The 18,942-nt window shown below is 65.8% G+C and carries 17 protein-coding genes; all 17 read right to left on the bottom strand.

Annotation, left to right across the window (positions count from 1 at the left end; genetic code table 11):
• Positions 1-234: 234 nt before the first annotated feature.
• Complete coding sequence (flhA, locus tag OKW39_RS12610) at positions 235-2,337, bottom strand: flagellar biosynthesis protein FlhA (protein WP_090802492.1); 2,103 nt, start codon at positions 2,335-2,337, stop codon at positions 235-237.
• Positions 2,334-3,569 (bottom strand): flagellar biosynthesis protein FlhB, encoded by a 1,236-nt coding sequence (gene flhB, locus OKW39_RS12605; protein WP_429335467.1) that lies wholly within the window; start codon positions 3,567-3,569, stop codon positions 2,334-2,336. Before flhB ends, flhA begins: the two co-directional genes overlap by 4 nt.
• A 175-nt stretch (positions 3,570-3,744) precedes the next feature.
• Positions 3,745-5,070, bottom strand: a complete 1,326-nt coding sequence (locus OKW39_RS12600) for a DUF3443 domain-containing protein (protein WP_429562798.1) — start codon at positions 5,068-5,070, stop codon at positions 3,745-3,747.
• Positions 5,071-5,084: 14 nt separating this feature from the next.
• Complete coding sequence (locus OKW39_RS12595) at positions 5,085-5,630, bottom strand: DUF2844 domain-containing protein (protein ID WP_429562797.1); 546 nt, start codon at positions 5,628-5,630, stop codon at positions 5,085-5,087.
• 337 nt (positions 5,631-5,967) lie between these two features.
• A complete protein-coding gene (gene cheZ, locus OKW39_RS12590) occupies positions 5,968-6,678 on the bottom strand; it encodes a protein phosphatase CheZ (RefSeq protein WP_429362717.1) in 711 nt (236 codons plus the stop codon).
• Position 6,679: 1 nt separating this feature from the next.
• Complete coding sequence (gene cheY / locus OKW39_RS12585) at positions 6,680-7,075, bottom strand: chemotaxis response regulator CheY (protein ID WP_018418782.1); 396 nt, start codon at positions 7,073-7,075, stop codon at positions 6,680-6,682.
• Positions 7,076-7,136: 61 nt separating this feature from the next.
• Positions 7,137-8,225: a protein-glutamate methylesterase/protein-glutamine glutaminase gene (locus tag OKW39_RS12580; protein ID WP_429563490.1), complete on the bottom strand. Its 1,089-nt coding sequence runs from the start codon at positions 8,223-8,225 to the stop codon at positions 7,137-7,139.
• 5 nt (positions 8,226-8,230) lie between these two features.
• The gene (cheD, locus tag OKW39_RS12575; protein WP_429335470.1) at positions 8,231-8,950 is read right to left on the bottom strand and encodes a chemoreceptor glutamine deamidase CheD; all 720 of its coding nucleotides are present in this window, start codon (positions 8,948-8,950) and stop codon (positions 8,231-8,233) included.
• Positions 8,947-9,909: a CheR family methyltransferase gene (locus tag OKW39_RS12570; RefSeq protein ID WP_429362715.1), complete on the bottom strand. Its 963-nt coding sequence runs from the start codon at positions 9,907-9,909 to the stop codon at positions 8,947-8,949. Before OKW39_RS12570 ends, cheD begins: the two co-directional genes overlap by 4 nt.
• Positions 9,910-10,113: 204 nt before the next feature.
• Positions 10,114-11,910, bottom strand: a complete 1,797-nt coding sequence (locus OKW39_RS12565; protein WP_429562796.1) for a methyl-accepting chemotaxis protein — start codon at positions 11,908-11,910, stop codon at positions 10,114-10,116.
• A gap of 39 nt (positions 11,911-11,949) precedes the next feature.
• Positions 11,950-12,483, bottom strand: a complete 534-nt coding sequence (locus OKW39_RS12560) for a chemotaxis protein CheW (RefSeq protein WP_090802480.1) — start codon at positions 12,481-12,483, stop codon at positions 11,950-11,952.
• 78 nt (positions 12,484-12,561) lie between these two features.
• Positions 12,562-14,934: a chemotaxis protein CheA gene (gene cheA / locus OKW39_RS12555; RefSeq protein WP_429362711.1), complete on the bottom strand. Its 2,373-nt coding sequence runs from the start codon at positions 14,932-14,934 to the stop codon at positions 12,562-12,564.
• Positions 14,935-15,030: 96 nt separating this feature from the next.
• Positions 15,031-15,408 (bottom strand): response regulator, encoded by a 378-nt coding sequence (locus tag OKW39_RS12550; RefSeq protein ID WP_018418789.1) that lies wholly within the window; start codon positions 15,406-15,408, stop codon positions 15,031-15,033.
• Between the two features lie 83 nt (positions 15,409-15,491).
• On the bottom strand, positions 15,492-16,502 hold the full coding sequence (gene motB, locus OKW39_RS12545; RefSeq protein ID WP_090802477.1) for a flagellar motor protein MotB: 1,011 nt from the start codon (positions 16,500-16,502) through the stop codon (positions 15,492-15,494).
• Between the two features lie 22 nt (positions 16,503-16,524).
• A complete protein-coding gene (motA, locus tag OKW39_RS12540) occupies positions 16,525-17,385 on the bottom strand; it encodes a flagellar motor stator protein MotA (RefSeq protein ID WP_090802475.1) in 861 nt (286 codons plus the stop codon).
• 136 nt (positions 17,386-17,521) lie between these two features.
• Entirely contained in the window at positions 17,522-18,172 is a 651-nt protein-coding gene (flhC, locus tag OKW39_RS12535; RefSeq protein WP_429335474.1) for a flagellar transcriptional regulator FlhC, read from the bottom strand.
• Entirely contained in the window at positions 18,172-18,492 is a 321-nt protein-coding gene (flhD, locus tag OKW39_RS12530) for a flagellar transcriptional regulator FlhD (protein WP_090802472.1), read from the bottom strand. Before flhD ends, flhC begins: the two co-directional genes overlap by 1 nt.
• Between the last annotated feature and the right edge of the window lie 450 nt (positions 18,493-18,942).

Below are 18,942 nucleotides of genomic sequence, written 5' to 3'. Positions count from 1 at the left end.
ATGAGGTATACGGACTGACGGACCGGCAATACACCGTTTCCCATTGCGATCAATTATTGCGAAAGGCGTCGGGCGACGATCGATGGATAAAGACCGTTAAAGGTGGGTAATTCGCGCGATGGACACACGGCAGACGCATTGTTCGACGAGCCTGGGGGAGCCGTGCAAACGCAAACCGGCGCCCCATTGGAGCGCCGGTTCGTTGTATCGACAGCCGCGGGCGAGCGACCTTCGTCAGCCGTGCGCGCCGATCAGATTGACCACCTTGACGTTGCGCGTATCGGGCACTTCCGCATACGAGAGCACCTTCAGCTGCGGCAGGCTGCGGCGCAGGAAGCGCGCGAGCATCGGCCGCAGTGCGTGCTGCACCAGCAGCACCGGAGCGAGGCCAAGGTTCTGCTGACGCGTCATCGCTTTCTGCGTTTCGGTGAGCAGCGTGTTCGCGAGGCCCGGTTCGAGGCCCGGGTTCGGTCCGGTCGATAGCGCCTGCGACAGCACCCGTTCGAGGTTCGCGTCGAGGCCCATCACCTGCATGTCGGCGGTCCCGGGGAACCACTGCTGCGTGATCGCGCGGCCCAGCGCGAGCCGCACCGCGGCGGTGAGGTCGTGCGGGTCGGTGAGCTTGGTCGCGTGTTCGGCGAGCGCTTCGAGGATCGTGCGCATGTCGCGAATCGGCACGCCTTCTTCGAGCAGGTTCTGCAGCACCTTTTGCAGCGTGGTGAGCGGCAGCATCTTCGGCACCAGATCGTCGACGAGCGACGCCGTGTCCTTCTGCATCCGCTCGACCAGCGACTGCACCTCGCGGCGGCCGAGCAGCTCCGAGGCGTGCGTGACGACGAGGTGATTGAGGTGCGTCGCGACCACCGTGCTCGAATCGACGACCGTGTAGCCGTATACCTGCGCCTGTTCGCGCAGATTCGTGTCGATCCAGATGGCGGGCAGGCCGAACGCCGGGTCCTGGGTCGGCGTGCCCGGCAGCGCGGCCGATACCTGGCCCGGGTTGATCGCGAGCCACTGGCCCGGATACGCCTCGCCCGAGCCGACCTCGACGCCCTTCAACGCGATCCGATAGCCGTTCGGCCGCAATTCGAGGTTGTCGCGGATATGAATGACCGGCGGCAAGAAGCCGATTTCCTGCGCGAACTTCTTGCGGATGCTCTTGATCCGCTTGAGCAGCTCGCCGTCCGAGTTCTTGTCGACGAGCGGAATCAGCCGGTAGCCGACTTCGAGGCCGAGCGTGTCGATCATCGTCACGTCGTCCCAGCTCGCCTCGGCGTTTTCGATCGGCGCCAGCGCGGCCGGCGCGACGTCGACGAGCGCCGGTGCGTTCTTGCGCTCCTCGGTGCGCTTCTTCATCGTGCGGCCGAGCTGGATCAGGCCGCCGCCGAGAATCAGGAACGCGAAGTGCGGCATGCCCGGGATCAGGCCCATCAGCACGAGAATGCAGCCGGTGATCATCAGCACGCGCGGGTTCGTGAACAGCTGGCCGGTCAGCTGCGTGCCGATGTCCTCGTTGGTCGCGACGCGCGAGACGATCACGCCTGCCGCCGTCGAAATCACCAGCGACGGAATCTGCGCGACGAGGCCGTCGCCGATCGTCAGCAGCGTGTAGTTCTTGCCCGCCGCGGCAAAACTCATGTCGTGCTGGACCATCCCGACGATCAGCCCGCCGATGATGTTGATCACCATGATCAGGAGGCCGGCGACCGCATCGCCTCGCACGAACTTGCTCGCACCGTCCATCGAGCCGTAGAACTCGGCTTCCTGGGAGATCTCCTTGCGCCGCGTGCGAGCCTGCTCTTCGTTGATGAGGCCGGCGTTCAGATCGGCGTCGATCGCCATCTGCTTGCCGGGCATCGCGTCGAGCGTGAAGCGCGCGGACACTTCGGCGATCCGCCCCGCGCCCTTCGTGATCACCATGAAGTTGATCACCATCAGGATCACGAACACGACGATACCAACCGCGAAGTTGCCGCCCACGAGGAAGTGGCCGAACGACTCGATCACCTGACCGGCCGCATCGGGACCGGTATGGCCTTCGAGCAGCACGACCCGCGTCGAGGCGACGTTCAGCGACAGCCGCAGCAGCGTGGAGAACAGCAGCACGCTCGGGAACGCGGCGAAGTCGAGCGGCTTCATCGTGTACATGCTGACGAGCAGCACCATCACCGACAGGGCGATGTTGAACGTGAACAGCAGATCCAGCAGGAACGGCGGCAACGGCAGAATCATCATGCCGAGGATCATGCAGATCAGCACCGGCCCGGCGAGGGCGCGCAGGTTGGTGCTACTCAGCGCATCCGAGCGTCGGGCGAGGAAACCGGCGCGAGCGTTCATGCGGAGGCTCCGTTGTTGTCGTCGCTAGTGGCGTCGTTGGCGTTGTCGTCGGCCGGGTTCAGCGTGTTGGCGGCTTCCTCGGCGGCGTCCTCGTCCGATACGCCGCCCTTGTCGAGTTCGGGCGGCACGTCGAGTTCGGTCGGCGCGACCGGCACGTCGCCGCCTTCAGCCTTGAAGCGGCGCAGCTGATAGACCCACGCGAGCACTTCCGCGACCGCGCCATAGAGCGGCCCCGGAATCTCGCGATTCAGATCGACGTTGTGATAGAGCGCACGCGCGAGCGGCGGCGCTTCGAGCAGCGGCACGTTGTTTTCGGTGGCGATCTCGCGAATCCGCGCGGCCACGAGGTTCACGCCCTTCGCGACCACCTTCGGCGCGCGCATCTCGCCGTCCGTGTACTGCAGCGCGACCGCGAAGTGGGTCGGGTTGGTCACGACCACGTCGGCCTTCGGCACTTGCGCCATCATGCGGCGCCGCGCGATCGCGCGCTGCTGCTGGCGAATCTTGCCCTTGATGTGCGGATCGCCTTCGCTCTCGCGATGCTCACGCTTCACTTCTTCCTTCGTCATGCGCAGCTTCTTGTGGAACGACCACAGCTGGTACGGCACGTCGAGCGCGGCCACCGCGAACATGCCGGCCACCGTCATGCCGCAGCACACCGCGATCAGATGCACGGAGTTGGCGAGCGCGAGATTGAGCGGCTGCGTCGCGAGCGCGAGGAATTGCTCGTGGCGATTCCAGATCGCCGTGCCGCCGATCAACCCCACCACCAGCGTCTTCGCGAGCGACATGCCGAGCTGGATCGGTCCGTTGATCGAAAATATGCGGCCGAGGCCCTCGATCGGGTTCAGCCGGTTGAACTTGGGCTCGAACCCTTTCGCGGACAGTTGCCAGCCGCCCAGCGCCATCGGTGCGAGCAGCGCGGCAAGTCCGGTGACGCCGAGTATCGGCACGAGCGCGTAGAGTCCTTCGCGACCCGCTGTGCCCGCGCCGATCAGCATGCGGCTGGTGTCGAACGCGCTCGCGTGGTTGAAGGTGAGCGACGCACGCAGCATGTTCTGCAAATGCTCGCCGATGCTGCCCGACATGCCCCATACGCCGTAGAACCCGGCCGCGAGCAGCGCGAAGGTCGACAGCTCCCGCGAACGCACGATCTGCCCCTCCTCGCGTGCCTTCTGCAGGCGCCGAGGGGTGGCGGATTCGGTTTTTTCGAGGTCGCTGTCCTCTGCCACAAAGCTCTCCAGTCGGCCGAGGCACGGCGCCTCTTTCCAGTGACAGCGATTATTCCTGCTCGACGCAAGCGCCGATCGGCGGATAAGGGCGGAGAAACGGGGGTATTTCGACGGATGAGCGGACGGCTCGCGCGTCTGTCACGCAAGCCGTCCGGCATTGGATCGACGTGCGGCTTCAGTAGCCGACGAAGGGGGAGGGACCGCCGCTCGCGGTCTGATCGAGGTGGTAGTACACGTAGCGGCCGAAGAAGTACGGCAGACCGAGGTCGAAGCTGGCGCTGCCGCCGATCTGGCCGGCGAGCGTGTTGAACGCGTAGTTGCTGCCGTTGGCGAACAGCGTCTGCGCGTTCAGAATGCCGATGCTCGCGACCGCCGACACGTTGTTCTTCCCGACCAGCGTGACCGTGCGGGTCTGCGCCGACGACGGGCAATAGAAGCCCGCGAACTGGCTGCCGCACAGCGTGAGCGTGCTATCGCCGAAGAAATAGGCGTTCGAGCCGGAATCGAGGAACGCCTGGACGGTCGTGCCGTTAAAGGTGCTGTTGTTGAGGTCGCCGTATGGGTCGGTCGTGAATACCTGCGCAGCGGCAAGCGGGTTGTTCCCCTGCGTGCCGATGCCGAACACCAGCGTGCCGGTCGCCGACGCCTGCCCGGTGTTCGAGACCGGCGCCATCTGCACGATCACGCCGTTGTTGTCGAGCGGGAAGTTCGCGACCGGGTTGGCGACCTGTTGCGTCAGCGGCACCGCGGTGCGCGTGCACGACGTGCCGTTCGGGCAGGCGAAGTAGTTGCTGTAGTTCGCCGCGGTCGCCGGGTTCGCGCACGTATTGCCGCAATCGGTCAGCGCGGTGCCGATGCCGAGAATGCCGTTCGCGCCCAGATCGGCGGCCGTGTTTTCGGCCATGCCGCTGCCGCAGGCGCTCGTGGGCACCGTGCTCGCCGACTTGTCGCCGATGATCTGCAGCGGGATGCTGCTGGTCGTCGTTTCACCGCCGATCGTCACGATCGCGGTGCGCACCGAGCCCCACGTGTAACCGTCCGCGAAGGTCGCGCACTCGGCGAGCTGCGCGCCGTTGCTGCCAATCGTGCTGACCGGCAGCGCGCCGAGCAGCGTCGAATTGAGCGTGGAACTGACCACGCGCAAGCCGAACGACCCGGTGTCGACCTGGATATTGTCGATGGTCTGACAGTTGCTGGTCGAGCCTGGCGCGCAGATCCTCACGCTGACGGTCGGGATGTTGATGACACCGGCCACGCCCCGGCCGACCGTGATCGGCACCGTGTTCGACGCATTCGCGGAGATCGGCTGCTGGCTCGGGCTGGCCGGCAGCGAACCGCCGTTCAGTCCGTTCGAGGTGTTGCCGCCATTGTTGGAACTGGAGTTGTTGTCGCTACCGCCGCCTCCGCCTCCGCCGCAGGCGACGAGCGTCGCCGTGAGCAGCACGGCAAGCGCGGCCTGCATCCAGCTTTTGATGTTCGCGGTCGTGAGCATGGTTCGCATCGTGGTCCTCGCCGTTACTGGATGTCGGAACCGCTGACGCCGGCCGGCAGCGCGGAGGGCAGCCACGCGACGCCGCTGAACGCGCCCATGTGGCCGCCCGAACGCACCACCAGCCCGCTCTCGTCGACGGCGACCGGCCCCCGCGCATTGCTGCGCGCGGCCCGCACGGCCTTCACGCCGGCCACGTACTGCGGGAAATAACTGCCGAGCAGATCACTGAGATCGGGCATTTGCGGACCATGCCACGAAATGCCGAATACCGCGCCGCTCGTGCTCAGGTATTCGCGCACCACGGTGCCGTTGCCGAACGTGGTCTCGCGTACCGTGTAGGAAGCGGGTGTGGAAGATGTGGAAGACGCCGCGCTCGATTCAGAACGCATGACACTTTGCGATGTGCCGCTGGCGGGCTGCACCACGCGGGAGGACACCGACGCGTCGGACGGGGGGGTAAGCGGCGCGCTGCCCAGCGCCGCATGGGCGGATTGCGCGGCCGTCAGGGCCAGTAACGAACATGGTAATACGAGCGCCGTGACTCCGGCGCGACCAATACGACTCCACATGAGAAGCTCCTCCCGAGCCGCGGCACGCTTCGCCGACTGCGCGAAGCGGCCGCTTATAGGCAGATGATACGGCACCGCCGCGGCCGCAACGCTGAGGGATGGCCTCACCGGGCGACTGCCCGGCGTTGCGCGGGCCGGGTGCCGTACCGCTTTGACCTCGTAGTATGCCTGCGGATTCTTTCAGCCGGCGCAAGGCGCGCCCACGCGCGCGACTTGCCGACTATTACTAGCAGGAAAACGTACGGAAGATGGGTAGCCGGTACTCATTGAATGCGTGTTTGGCGCAAATCGCGGAGAAGCCACCAGCCCGGCGCGCTTGCCGGGCCGAGTCACTTGCTCAGAAACCGAGGCTCGCGAGCAGATCGTCGACCTGCGATTGATCCTGCACCACATCCGTCTTGCCTTCCGGATTGATCTGCGGACCGTTGAGCAGATGCTCCGGGCTGCCCGTCGACGACACCTCCGCCTTGAGAGCCGCGGCGTTCGCCGCGAACTGCTCGCGCCGCTCGAGCGCGATGTTCTCGACCAGCACGCCGAGCAGTTGCTGCTCGATCAGATAGACGACGTCGGTGATCTTCTTGATCACCTGGCCGGTCAGATCCTGGAAGTCCTGCGCGAGCATGATCTCCATCAGCTGCGAGTTGGTCGCGCTGGTCGCCTCGGGCACGCCGCGCAGGAAGGTGCGCGTGTCGTTCATCAGCGCGCGCACTTCCTCGCGCTCGATCGGCGCCGCGTACCACTGCTCCCAGCGAGCGTCGAGCGTGCCCGCGTCTATCTGCAGCTGCTCCTGGATCGGCTTCGCGATGTCGATCGCCGACAGCACGCGCTCGGCGGCCTGCTCGGTCATGTTGGCGATGTACTTCAGACGATCGCGCGCATCGGGCACGGCTTCGGCCGCGCGCTCGACGTGCTTGTCGAGCCCGAGTTCGCGCATCGAATCGCGCAGCGTGCGCGTCAGTTGTCCGATGCGGGCAAGGATGCGGTCCGACGCGAAGTCGCCGCTGTCGTTGTCCGCTTCGGCGCCAGGCGTTTGGGTCGGCGGCGTCACGTCAGCTCCCGGCTTTCGCCATCTTCTCGAGGATCTTGTTGAGCTTCTCGTCGAGCGTCGCGGCCGTGAACGGCTTGACGACGTAACCGCTCGCGCCGGCCTGCGCCGCCGCGATGATGTTTTCCTTCTTCGACTCGGCCGTCACCATCAACACCGGCAGGTGCGCGAGGCTCGCGTCGGCGCGGATTTCCTTCAGCATCGCGAGACCGTCGAGGTTCGGCATGTTCCAGTCGGAGATCACGAACTCGTAGCTGCCGCTGCGCAGACGCGCGAGACCGGCCGCGCCGTCTTCCGCCTCGTCGACGTTCGAGTAGCCCAGTTCCTTCAGCAGGTTGCGGACGATCCGGCGCATCGTCGGAAAATCGTCAACCACCAGAATCTTCATTCCCTTGTCCATTTCTTTCCCTTTGCTTGATCCATGTTGCGGCGCTCGGCCGCGTCATTCCATCCGGCACGCATCATACCCGCTGAACGCGGTCACCCATCGACGACAAACGTGCCATCACGCGCCGGCTCATGTCCGGCAGCGCGGCGATTTCGTCGGCCGCGCCGAGCGCGATCGCCTCGCGCGGCATGCCGAACACGATGCAACTCGCCTCGTCCTGCGCCAGCGTGTAGGCACCGGCCTTTTTCATCTCCAGCAGCCCGGCCGCGCCGTCGCGCCCCATGCCGGTCAGGATCACGCCAACGGCGTTCTTGCCCGCTTGCTGCGCGGCCGAACGGAACAGCACATCGACCGACGGACGATGCCGGTTCACCGGCGGGTCGTCGGACAGATGCGCAATATAGTTCGCACCGCTCCTCGCGAGCAACAGATGCGCATGGCCGGGCGCGATGTACGCGTGCCCCGGCAGCACACGCTCGCCGTGCTCTGCTTCTTTAACGGTAATCCGGCACAAACCATTGAGGCGTTGCGCGAAAGATTTCGTAAAGCCCGGCGGCATGTGCTGCGCGATCAGCACCGCGGGCGCGTCGGGTGGCAGTGGCACCAGCACTTCGCGGATCGCTTCGGTGCCGCCCGTCGAGGCGCCGACGATAACCAGCTTCTCGGTACTCAGCAGCGGGTTGTTGAAGAGCGGCGCGGCGCCGGCCGGCGCATGCGCGGTCTGGGTGGCCGCATGCTGCGCCGGCGCGGCCTGGCGTACGCGCGCGCGGGCTGCCGCGCGAACCTTGTCGGCGAGCTTTTCCGCGTAGTCGAGCATGCCGTCGCGAATGCCGACCTTCGGCTTGGTCACGAAATCGACCGCGCCGAGTTCGAGCGCGCGCAGCGTGATTTCGTTGCCGCGCTCGGTCAGCGACGACACCATCACGACCGGCATCGGCCGCAGACGCATCAGCTTCTCGAGAAAGTCGAGGCCGTCCATGCGCGGCATTTCGACGTCGAGCGTCAACACGTCCGGGTTGTGCTGCTTGATGAGCTCGCGCGCGACGAGCGGATCGGGTGCCGTCGCGACCACCGTCATGTCCGGCTGGCTATTGATGATTTCGGTCATCAGGCTGCGGATCAGCGCCGAATCGTCGACGCACAATACCTTGATCTTTTGCACAGCGCTCACGCCTCCTCTGTGGTTCTGACGTTGTTGGAATGAGTCGGGCGCGGGCTCGCGCCGAACAGTTCGATTCTCGGCCGCGCGGCGGCGGCGGCCGGCTTCGCGAACAGCTCGACCCGCTTGCGCGCGGCGGCGAGCCGCTCCGCGCGTGCTTCGGCGCTTTGCCGCACGAGCGCCTGCTCGCGCTCGGCGACGCCCGCTTCCTGTTGCAAGCGCAATTTCTTCACCATCACCTGACCGGTGCGCGGCATGAACGCGACCTTGCGCGGGTGCGAGCCCTGCAGGTCCTCGGCGACGATGCGGATCTTTTCGGTGGCCAGATAGCGGCGCACGAACTCGGAGTTGCGATCGCCGATGTTCATCGTGGTCATGCCCGCGAGCACCGCGCCGCCGCCGAACACCTTGGCCTCGAAGCGCTCGCGCCGCCCGCCCGCCTTGATCAGTTCGTTGATCAGCACTTCCATCGCGTACGCGCCGTAGCGCATCGAGTCCGACGCGGCCTGCGCGACGTCGGCGCCGTCGTCGGGCAGCATGAAGTGATTCATGCCGCCGATGCCCGCGGTGCGGTCCTGGATGCAGGCCGCGACGCACGAGCCGAGCACGGTCACGAGCACCATGTCTTCGCTCGTCGTATAGAACTCGTTGGGCAACAGCTTCACGCCGGGGCGCTGGAAGTGGTTGTCGTAGTACAGGTTCGAAGCGATCGGCAGCGTGCTGCTCATGCGGCCACCCCGCTCGATTGATGCGCGTCATGCGCGTCAGCGCGCGACGGCGCGCGCGCGCCGCCCGCGTCGCGCGTCAGTTCGTAGACGGTCTGGCCGCGCAGCCGGAACGCTTGCGTCACGTACGTGAAGTTTTCCGAATGGCCGGCGAACAACAGGCCGCCCGGTTTCATCAGCGGCTCGAAGCGCGTCAGCACCTGCGCCTGCGTCGGCTTGTCGAAATAGATCATCACGTTGCGGCAGAAGATCGCGTCGAACTGCGTGCGCAACTGGTAATCGCGATTGGTCAGGTTCAGTTGCTCGAAGCGCACGAGCGCGCGCACTTCGGGACGCACCTTGACCATCCCCGCATGCGCGCCCGTGCCCTTCAGGAAGAAGCGCTTCAACCGCTCGGGCGACAGGTGCTTGACCTGGTCGAACTGGTAGACGCCGGCCTCGGCCTTCGCGAGCACCTGGGTGTCGATGTCGGTCGCGAGCACCGACGCCTGGCGCGCGCCGCCGTCGCCGAGCGCTTCGATCAGCGTCATCGCGATCGAGTACGGCTCCTCGCCCGTCGATGCCGCCGAGCACCACACGCACACCGGTTGCGCACGGCGCGGCACGAACTCGGCGAGGATCGGAAAGTGATGGGCTTCGCGGAAAAACGCCGTGAGGTTGGTGGTCAAGGCATTGGTGAACGCTTCCCACTCGGCCGGATCGTTTTCCGCTTCGAGCAGATCGAGATACTGCCGGAACGTATCGATGCCGCGCGCCCGCAAGCGGCGCGCGAGGCGGCTATACGCCATGTCGCGCTTGTGGTCCGACAGCGAGATGCCCGCCCCGCGATGAATCAGGTCGCGGATGCGGGCGAAATCGGCCGCCGTAAATTCGAAATCGCGGCCCGTCTCGACGGACCTGGCCGGCTCTGTGCGGTCAGGTGCTGCCCGCGCGGGGCGTTGTGTTGCGCGCGTTGCCATCATGAAAATTCCTGTCTGCGATATGAGCCATCACGCTCGCCGCCCAGCCGGGCTGCCTGGGAGGTAGGAATTGTCGTCGCGGGGTCGCGCCCTCCCGCGAGTACCATCGACATATGGCCGGCTCGCGACACGCGTGCTGCGCGTGCTTCGATGCTTCGCCCATCCGCGGGCGCGATGCCGGTTGACCACATGTCACTCTGCCGTTGCCTAAAATGTTTCCCAGTCCGCGTCCGAGCTCGCCTTCGCGGTGCCCGGCGGAGCGGCGCGCGTGGGCGTGTCGGTCGCGACGCGAGCCGCGGCTGCGGCCGGCCGGGGCTTCAATACCGGTTCGACGCGTGCGGCCGCGTCGTGCTGCGTCGGAGTCGCCGCGCTCGCCGCTTGCGGTGCAGCCCTGGCGGGCCGCGCGGGCGTCTGCGCACGCGTCGCCGGGGCGCTCTGACGCGCCGGTGTGCCGGTTACCTTCCAGCCGCCCAGCACCGCCTGCAACTGCCGCGTCTGATCTTCGAGCGACGCCGCCGCGGCCGCCGCCTGTTCGACCAGCGCCGCGTTCTGCTGCGTGACCGAATCCATCTGCACGACCGCGCGGTTGACCTGCTCGATGCCGCCCGACTGCTCTTCCGACGCCGCGCTGATCTCGCCCATGATGTCGGTCACGCGACGCACCGCCTGCACGATTTCTTCCATCGTCGTGCCCGCGCGGCCGACCAGCTCGGAGCCGCTCTTGACCTTGTCGGCCGAATCGCCGATCAGCTCCTTGATCTCCTTCGCGGCGCTCGCGCTGCGCTGCGCGAGGCTGCGCACTTCGCCCGCGACGACCGCGAATCCGCGGCCCTGTTCGCCGGCGCGTGCGGCTTCGACCGCCGCGTTCAGCGCGAGGATGTTGGTCTGGAACGCGATGCCTTCGATCACGCCGATGATGTCGACGACCTTGTTCGAACTGGTCGCGATTTGCTGCATCGTCGTGACGACCTGGCTCACCACGTCGCCGCCGCGCGTCGCGATGTCCGACGCGTTGACGGCGAGCTGGCTCGCCTGGCGCGCGTTCTCGGTGTTCTGCCGCACGGTGCCGGTCAGCTGATCCATGCTCGATGCGGTTTCCTGCAGCGACGCCGCTTGCTGCTCGGTGCGCTGCGACAGATCGGTGTTGCCCATCGCGATTTCGCGCGCGCCGGTGTCGATCGATTCGGTGCCGCTGCGCACCGCGCGCACCATCGTCGCGAGGCTTTCCTGCATCCGCTTGATGCCCGCGAACAGACGGCCGATTTCATTGTTGCTGAACACCTCGACGGGGGTGGACAGATCGCCCCCGGCGATCCGCTCGAAACAGGCGGTCGCGTCGTTCAGCGGCTGCACGATGAGACCGCGCAGCGCGAAACGGATGCCGACCACCACCAGCAGCGCGAACACCGTGGTCACGCCGATCAGCATGATCATCAGCGACGCGCTCGACTGCGCGCTCGTTTCCTGATCGGCCACGCTCTGCCGCAACGCCTGGATCACCGCGGCGCCGGCCGTGTCGTAGGCGATGAACATCGGGCTGATCTTCGTGTCCGCGACCGCGTGATACGCGTCGAGATTGTTCGCGTTCAACGCGGCGAATTCGACGTCGACGCCGTCGTGCATCACCGTCGTATGCTTCGCGAGCACATCGTCGAGCAAGGCCTGCTCGACGCGGTGCTTCGGCGCGTCGAGATACGCCTGCCAGCTCTGCTTGCTCTTGCCGAGCAGCTCCTGCCCGCGATCGAGCGCCTTCTTCGCCTCGTCCGCGTTACCGGCGGCCGTCAGCGTGTTGAAGCGATCGATCGCGATGCGCGAACGCAACAGATACGCCGACGCATCGTCGAGCGCATGAATCGCGACCAGTTCGCCGCGTGCGATGCGATCGAGCGAGCCGCTCGCGCGATTCAGCGCGGTCAGCCCGAGCGCGCCGACCACCACGGTCAGCGTCACCAGAAGAATCCCCACCATGGTCAGCGACGTGCGGATCGACCACCTGCTCAGCATTTCGATGCTCCTTGTGCCGGGTTCCGTTACTGCCTGCGCTCAGACGCCGAGCGTTTCGGTCAGCGACATCTCGGAGCTGGTCATCAGCTTCTCGATGTCCATCAGGATCAGCATGCGGCCGTCGACCGTGCCGAGACCGGTCAGGTATTCGGTCGTCAGCGTCGCGCCGAATTCCGGCGCCGGCATGATCTGATCGACCGCGAGCGTCAGCACGTCCGATACGCCGTCCACGACCATGCCGACCACGCGATGCGCGACGTTCAGGATGATCACGACGGTCTGATGGTCGTACTCGACGCGGCCGAGATGGAACTTGATCCGCATGTCGACGATCGGCACGATGATGCCGCGCAGGTTGATCACGCCCTTGATGAACTCGGGCGCGTTGGCGATGCGCGTCACGTTGTCGTAGCCGCGGATTTCCTGCACCTTCAGGATGTCGATGCCGTACTCTTCCGCGCCGAGCGTGAAGACGAGGAATTCCTGACCGCCGGCGTCCGCCTGCGCGTCGCGGCGGCCATTCGTACCGCTCGCGTTTGCGACGCTCGAATTGATGGATTGGACTTCTGCCACGTTAGCCCCCAAACGGTTGGGATGAATTGAGTTGAAGTTGTGTTGCGATGTCTGTCAGTGCCGCGTTTGCTGCGTGCGTTAGGCGAGGCTCATCGCCTGCGCATGCCCATGCGCATGACGCGATTCGCGGTTCAGCGCCGCGACGTCCACGATCAGCGCGACGCTGCCGTCGCCCAGAATGGTCGCCGCGGAAATGCCGTGCACCTTGCGGTAGTTCGTTTCCAGATTCTTTACGACCACCTGCTGCTGGCCGACGAGTTCATCGATCAGCATCGCGAAGCGCCGTCCCTCGGTCTGCATGATCGTGACGATGCCCTGGGTCGGCTCCTGCTTCGCATCCGACACGTTGAACACCTCGTGCAGCGCGACGAGCGGCAGGTATTCGCCGCGCACGCGCACCACGCGCTCGCCGTTGGCGACCGTGTAAATGTCTTCGGCTCGCGGTTGCAGCGACTCCATCACGAAGTTCAGCGGCAGGATGAAGATCTCGTTGCCGACCTTCACCGACATGCCGTCGAGGATCGCGAGCGTGAGCGGCAGCACGATCCGCGTGGTGCTGCCCTTGCCCGCGTGCGACGTGATCTCGACGTGACCGCCCATCGACTGGATGTTGCGCTTCACCACGTCCATGCCGACGCCGCGGCCGGACACGTCGGTGACCTGCTCGGCGGTCGAGAAGCCCGGCAGGAAGATCAGGTTCCAGACTTCCTCGTCGCTCATCGTGTCGCTGACCTGCATGCCCTGCTTGGCCGCCTTCGCGAGGATCTTGTCGCGGCGCAGGCCCGCGCCGTCGTCGCTGACCTCGATCACGATGTTGCCGCCGTGGTGCGCCGCCGACAGCACCAGCTGACCGGTGGAATCCTTGCCCGCCGCGCGCCGCGCCTCGACGGTCTCGATGCCGTGGTCGAGACTGTTGCGCACGAGGTGCGTCAACGGGTCGATGATCCGTTCGATGAGGCTCTTGTCGAGTTCGGTCGCCTGACCGAAGGTGACGAGTTCGACCTCCTTGCCGAGTTTCGCCGCGAGATCGCGCACCAGACGCGGGAAGCGGCTGAACACGTAATCCATCGGCATCATGCGGATCGACATCACCGCTTCCTGCAGATCGCGGGCGTTGCGCTCGAGTTGCGCCATGCCGTTGAAGAGCCGGTCGTGCAGCGCCGGATCGAACGTGCTGGTGGTCTCCGCGAGCATCGCCTGCGTGATCACCAGCTCGCCGACCAGATTGATCAGCTGATCGACCTTCTCGACGCCGACGCGAATCGAGCTGCCTTCGGCGCCGGCCGCCGCGGCGGCCGGACGGGCCGCCTTGCGGTCCTGATCGGCGGACGCGGCCGAAGCCGGTTTGGCCGACGCCTGAGCCGCCGCCTGAGCCGCCGCGGGTGCCGCTGGCGGCGGCTCGATGCTGTCCGCCTGACCGGGTACGCTTGCGGGCGCAGCGATGAGGGCCGCTGGGGTCGATGATGCCGCGGGCTCCGTGTGAAGGACCGGCTGCGCCTGCGCTTGCGCCGCGGGAGCGGCGGGCGCGACCTGCGCGGATTGCGCCGGTGTCGGAGCGGCAGCGTCGGGCGTTCCAGGTTCGCCCTGCTGCGCGTCGTCCACCGGCGCGGTGCCACGGCCGATCGTGATCTGACTTTCGTCGATCACGAAGCAGCACACGGCGATGATGTCGTCGGAAGATACGTCGCTCGAGAGCCACAGCGTCAGATCGCTGCCGCTCTTGACCTGCCCGACGATGTTGCCCAGGTTGCCCAGCTCTTCGGTGAGCAGTTCCTGGTCTTTCTCTCCCACGCCCCGTAGCGTAATTTTCAGATGTGGGCCGGCGCTGTCGGCCGTGCCCGCGGCTTGTCCGGTCTGTGCCGGTTCGCCGTCGATCCATTCGCCCGCCGCCTGCACCGCCTGTTCGACGACGTGCTCGGGCGGGGTGCCGCCTTGCTGCTGTACCGCGGTTGCTTGTGTTGTTGTTTGGGTTGCCGTCGCCTGCGCTGCTGCGGGCGCGGGGGCGCTCACGGCCGGCGCGGTTGCGGCGCTCGCCGCCGCTGCCGGCGCGCCGCCCATGCGGCTTTCCGCGTGCAGCTGCTCCAGCTTCGCGCAGATCGCGCGCGCCACCGCCGCATCGGGCTCGGCGCTCGCGCGATAGTCGGCGAGCTGGCCGGACAGCACGTCCTTGGTTTCGAGGAACGTGTCGATCATGTCCTTGCGCAGCACCAGCTCGTTGTTGCGCGCGCGATCGAGCAGCGACTCGAGAATGTGCGTGGTCTCGGTGAGCGCGGTGAAACCGAACGTCGCCGCGCCGCCCTTGATCGAATGCGCGGCGCGAAAGATCGCCGCGAGGTCTTCGGGGTCCGGGTGGGCCACGTCGAGATTGAGCAGCAATTGCTCCATCTGCGCGAGCAGTTCGTCCGCTTCGTCGAAGAACGTCTGATAGAACTGTGTGATGTCGAGTGTCATGCCTGGTTCACCGCGAGAGTGCCTGTCTGGCTTGAGTCGCCGTAGAGGCGCGTCGAGAGCTATCTGTACTGTGTCTAAAGGTGCTGATTGCGCGGATCAAGCCGGGTCCGGTTCGGCCAGCGCCGCCACCAGCTCGGTCAGCATGTCCGGGTCGAGCGGCTTTTCGATCCAGCCGGTCGCGCCCGCCGCGCGCGCCGCCTCTTTGAAGGGTTCGCCCGATTCCGTCGTGAGGACGAGGATGGGCGTCGCCTGATAGGCCGGATTTCCGCGCAGCGCGGTGATCAGATCGAGACCGGTCTTGCCGGGCATGTGCTGGTCGGTCAACACGAGATCGAACGCCATCGCGAGCGCGTTTTCGAGCCCTTCGTTGCCGTCCGCCGCGAGCGTGACTTCATAGCCGGCGCCCGTCAGCGTCGCGGCGAGGATCTGCCGCATCGATGCCGAATCGTCGATTGCCAGGATGTGCCTGATCATGAAAACCTCGCTGCGCTTAACACTGGGCCGCCGGGCGGTGCGCGCCGGTCGGGCGCGGGCCGCGGCCCGGCGGCCGCGGTCTGTTACTGGGCCGGTGGCGCCGCCGCCGGCAACTTCGGTGCAGCCGTCACCGGCTGCGCAAGTCTTTGCAGCAGCGGCTTCGAGCCGGCTGCGTCGTCCGACAGGGTCGTCGTCGTGGAGTCGTCGTGATCGAGCGCCTCCTCGGACTTCCTGTTCAACACGATGATGCTGATGCGACGGTTTTCCGGATCGAGCGGGTCCGCCTTGTTCAGGTTCTGCGTCGACGCGAGACCGAGCACGCGCATTACCTTCGCTTCGTCCATGCCGCCCGCGACCAGCTCGCGCCGCGACGCGTTGGCGCGGTCTGCCGACAGCTCCCAGTTGCTATAGCCCTTCTCACCGCCCGCGTACGGCACGGCGTCGGTATGGCCCTGCACGATGATGCGGTTCGGCACGTCGTTCAGCGTGTGGCCGATCTCGCGCAGGATGTCGCGCATGTACGGCTCGACGACGTCGCGTGCGGTCGCGAACATCGGCCGCTTCTGCGAGTCGACGATCTCGATGCGCAGGCCGGTCAGCGTCGAGTCGATGCGGATCTGCTGCTTGAACTGGCGCAGCACCGGGTTCGCCTCGATCGCCGCCATCAGCTTGACCTGCAGGTCGTGCAGACGCACCTGTTCCTGGCGTTCGAGCGCGCCCGTCAGCTGCTTCACGGAGTCGTCGTCGTTGTGCGACGCGGTGCGCTCGGCGCGGCTGCTGCTGCCGTCGGTCGAGCGGGTCACGCCCTGCGCGTCGGTCGAGATGTCGCGACCGCCGCCCTTCAGGATGCTCGAGTCTTCGGCGCTGCGATCGCCGCCCCACAGCGTGATCTTCAACGGCTGGTTGAAGTAGTCGGCGATACCTTTCAGCTGCACGGTGGAGGCCGAACTCAGCAGCCACATCAGCAGGAAGAACGCCATCATCGCGGTCATGAAGTCCGCGTACGCGAGCTTCCACGCGCCGCCGTGATGACCGGACTTTTTCGGCGCGCTGCGCTTGACGACGATTGCGCGGTCTTTGTCCTTGCTGCTCATCGGATCGGTTCCCGTCGCCTGCTTATTTCGCCTTGACGCGGCGCACGTGCTCTTCGAGCTCGGCGAACGACGGGCGCTCGGTCGAGAACAGCACCTTGCGGCCGAACTCGACCGCGATCGCCGGCGCGTAGCCGTTCAGGCTCGCGAGGATCGTCACCTTGATGCACTGGAACATCTTGGTCGACTCGGTCACGCGCTGCTCGGCGACGCTGGCGAGCGGCCCGATCAGCCCGTACGAAAGCAGAATGCCGAGGAACGTGCCGACGAGCGCCTGCGCGATCATTTCACCGAGCACCGCGGGCGGCTTGTCGGCCGAGGCCATCGTGTGCACGACGCCCATCACCGCGGCGACGATACCGAACGCCGGCATCGCGTCGCCGACCTTGGTCAGCGCGTGCGCGGGCGCCTCGCCTTCCTGGTGGTGCGTCTCGATCTCCTCGTCCATCAGGCTTTCGATCTCGAACGCATTCATGTTGCCGCCGACCATCAGCCGCAGGTAGTCGGTCAGGAACTCGATGATGTGCTTGTCGGCGAGGATCTTCGGGTACTGCGTGAAGATCGGGCTCTTCGACGGATCGTCGATGTCGGCTTCGAGCGTCAGCGTGCCTTCCTTGCGCGCTTTCGCGAGCAGCACGTACAGGAGCCCCATCAGCTCCATGTAGACGTCCTTGTTGTACTTCGCCCCCTTGAACAGGGTCGGAATGACGCGCAGTGTCGCCCGGATCGTCTTCATCCCGTTACCGAGAATGAATGCGCCGACTCCGGCGCCGACGATCATCAGCACCTCGACGGGTTGCAGCAGCGCGCCGAGATGGCCGCCTTCGAGCGCGTAACCGCCGAAAACGGACAACAGCGTCACGAGTGTTCCCACGAAAATCAGCACTGCCGAGCCCTCACAAAAAAGCGACGGTTACCGTCGTTAGTCAGGTTTACGGCACCGGGGCGGAAAACTTTGGGGAAAAAGACGGCGCTCGAGTCCGGTGTAAACCAGAGGCTTGCGCTGCCTCAACGCGTGCTGCTCAGACGTCGGCGGTGACGACGGTATCGAGCGTGGGGGCGGGGCAGCGGGCCTCGTGAGCTCGCGCGTCGGACACTTGCGGCACCTCGGCCGGGACTCCGGCGACGGCGATTTGCCGCTCGGCCCGCGTTTGCGCCGCCTTCTTCGTCTTGCCCGCGCGCGACGGCGGCTGACACAGCCCGCAAACGAACCCGTGCTGCGGATCGTGCGCGTGCGCGACGAAGTGGCCGCCGCAGCGGCGGCAGGCGCTCATCTGCAGCATGCCCGAGTCGAAGAAGCGCACCAGCGTCCAGGCGCGCGTGAGACTGAGCACCGGCTCGTCGTCGTGCAACTGCACGTGCTCGAGATACAGCCGGTAGCTCTTCACGATCGATTCGATCGCGCGGCAGCCGCCGTGACCGGCCATGAAACGGTAGATGTTGTAGAACAGCGACGAATGAAAGTTCGGCTGCCAGGTCATGAACCAGTCGGTCGAAAACGGCAGCATGCCCTTGGGCGGCGACACCCCTTTCAATTCCTTGTACAGCTTGACGAGCCGGTCGCGCGACAGGCTGGTTTCCGCCTCCAGCAATTGCAGACGCGCGCCCAGTTCGATCAGCTCGATCGCGAGGGTGATTTCCCGGACTTCGAGTACGACGCTCTTACTGGCCATCAGCCGATCTGCTCGACCGGCTGGCTCGCCATCAGGATCGCCGAATGAGCCTGCGCCATCGCGCTGGACTTGTCCTTGTCCGCGAGGGCGGACAGCACCGCGTGATCGTCGAAGCGGAAGCGGCACAGCATCTGGTTGGACGCCGCGAGCTTGACGGTCTGCGCCAACGACAGATTGGCGAGCACGTCGGCCAGCTGGTCCGAAATACCCATGCGGAACATGCCCATCGGCTTGTCTTCGCGCAGCAGACGCTGGGCGAGCAGCAGATAGGAAAGATTGACTTCCCTGATCTCACTGAGCATATGGCTAGTCGTGCTCATGATTTCCCCCGTTCGTATGCCCGGCTGGTCAGGCCGATTTTTTGCGGAAACGTTTGCTCGAACGCGCGCGCTGAATCCGCGCGAATCCGCTCGTCTCTGGTCTTGCAAGCATTGTCTCGAAAGGGGGCACAGCCGAAAATCGGAGAGACACCCCAGCTGGGTGACGGATTAATCCGTCATTTGTGTAGGAATTATTCCTACAACCCGGGTTGCGGCGAGGCACGAATTGGGTCGAATTGATGCGCGGGGCGGGACTGACGATGCGCGCTGGGAATTTATACGGCTGCGGCGTGTACCGGATGGTGAGTTTTCAGAACTTCGCCGCCGCACCGTAAAACGGTGGAAAAGAATTATAAGACGTTTTCACCCGGCTGCAATCTGGCTCGGTTAGAGATCTTTCCCGGCGCATCCCGACCCTCGGGTCCGCCGCTTGCTACGGTGCATTTCGCC

Source organism: Paraburkholderia sp. MM6662-R1, from assembly GCF_050436245.1.
GTDB lineage: Bacteria > Pseudomonadota > Gammaproteobacteria > Burkholderiales > Burkholderiaceae > Paraburkholderia > Paraburkholderia tuberum.
Note: the sequence above shows the minus strand (reverse complement) of the source record. Positions and strands in the feature narration are given on the sequence as shown.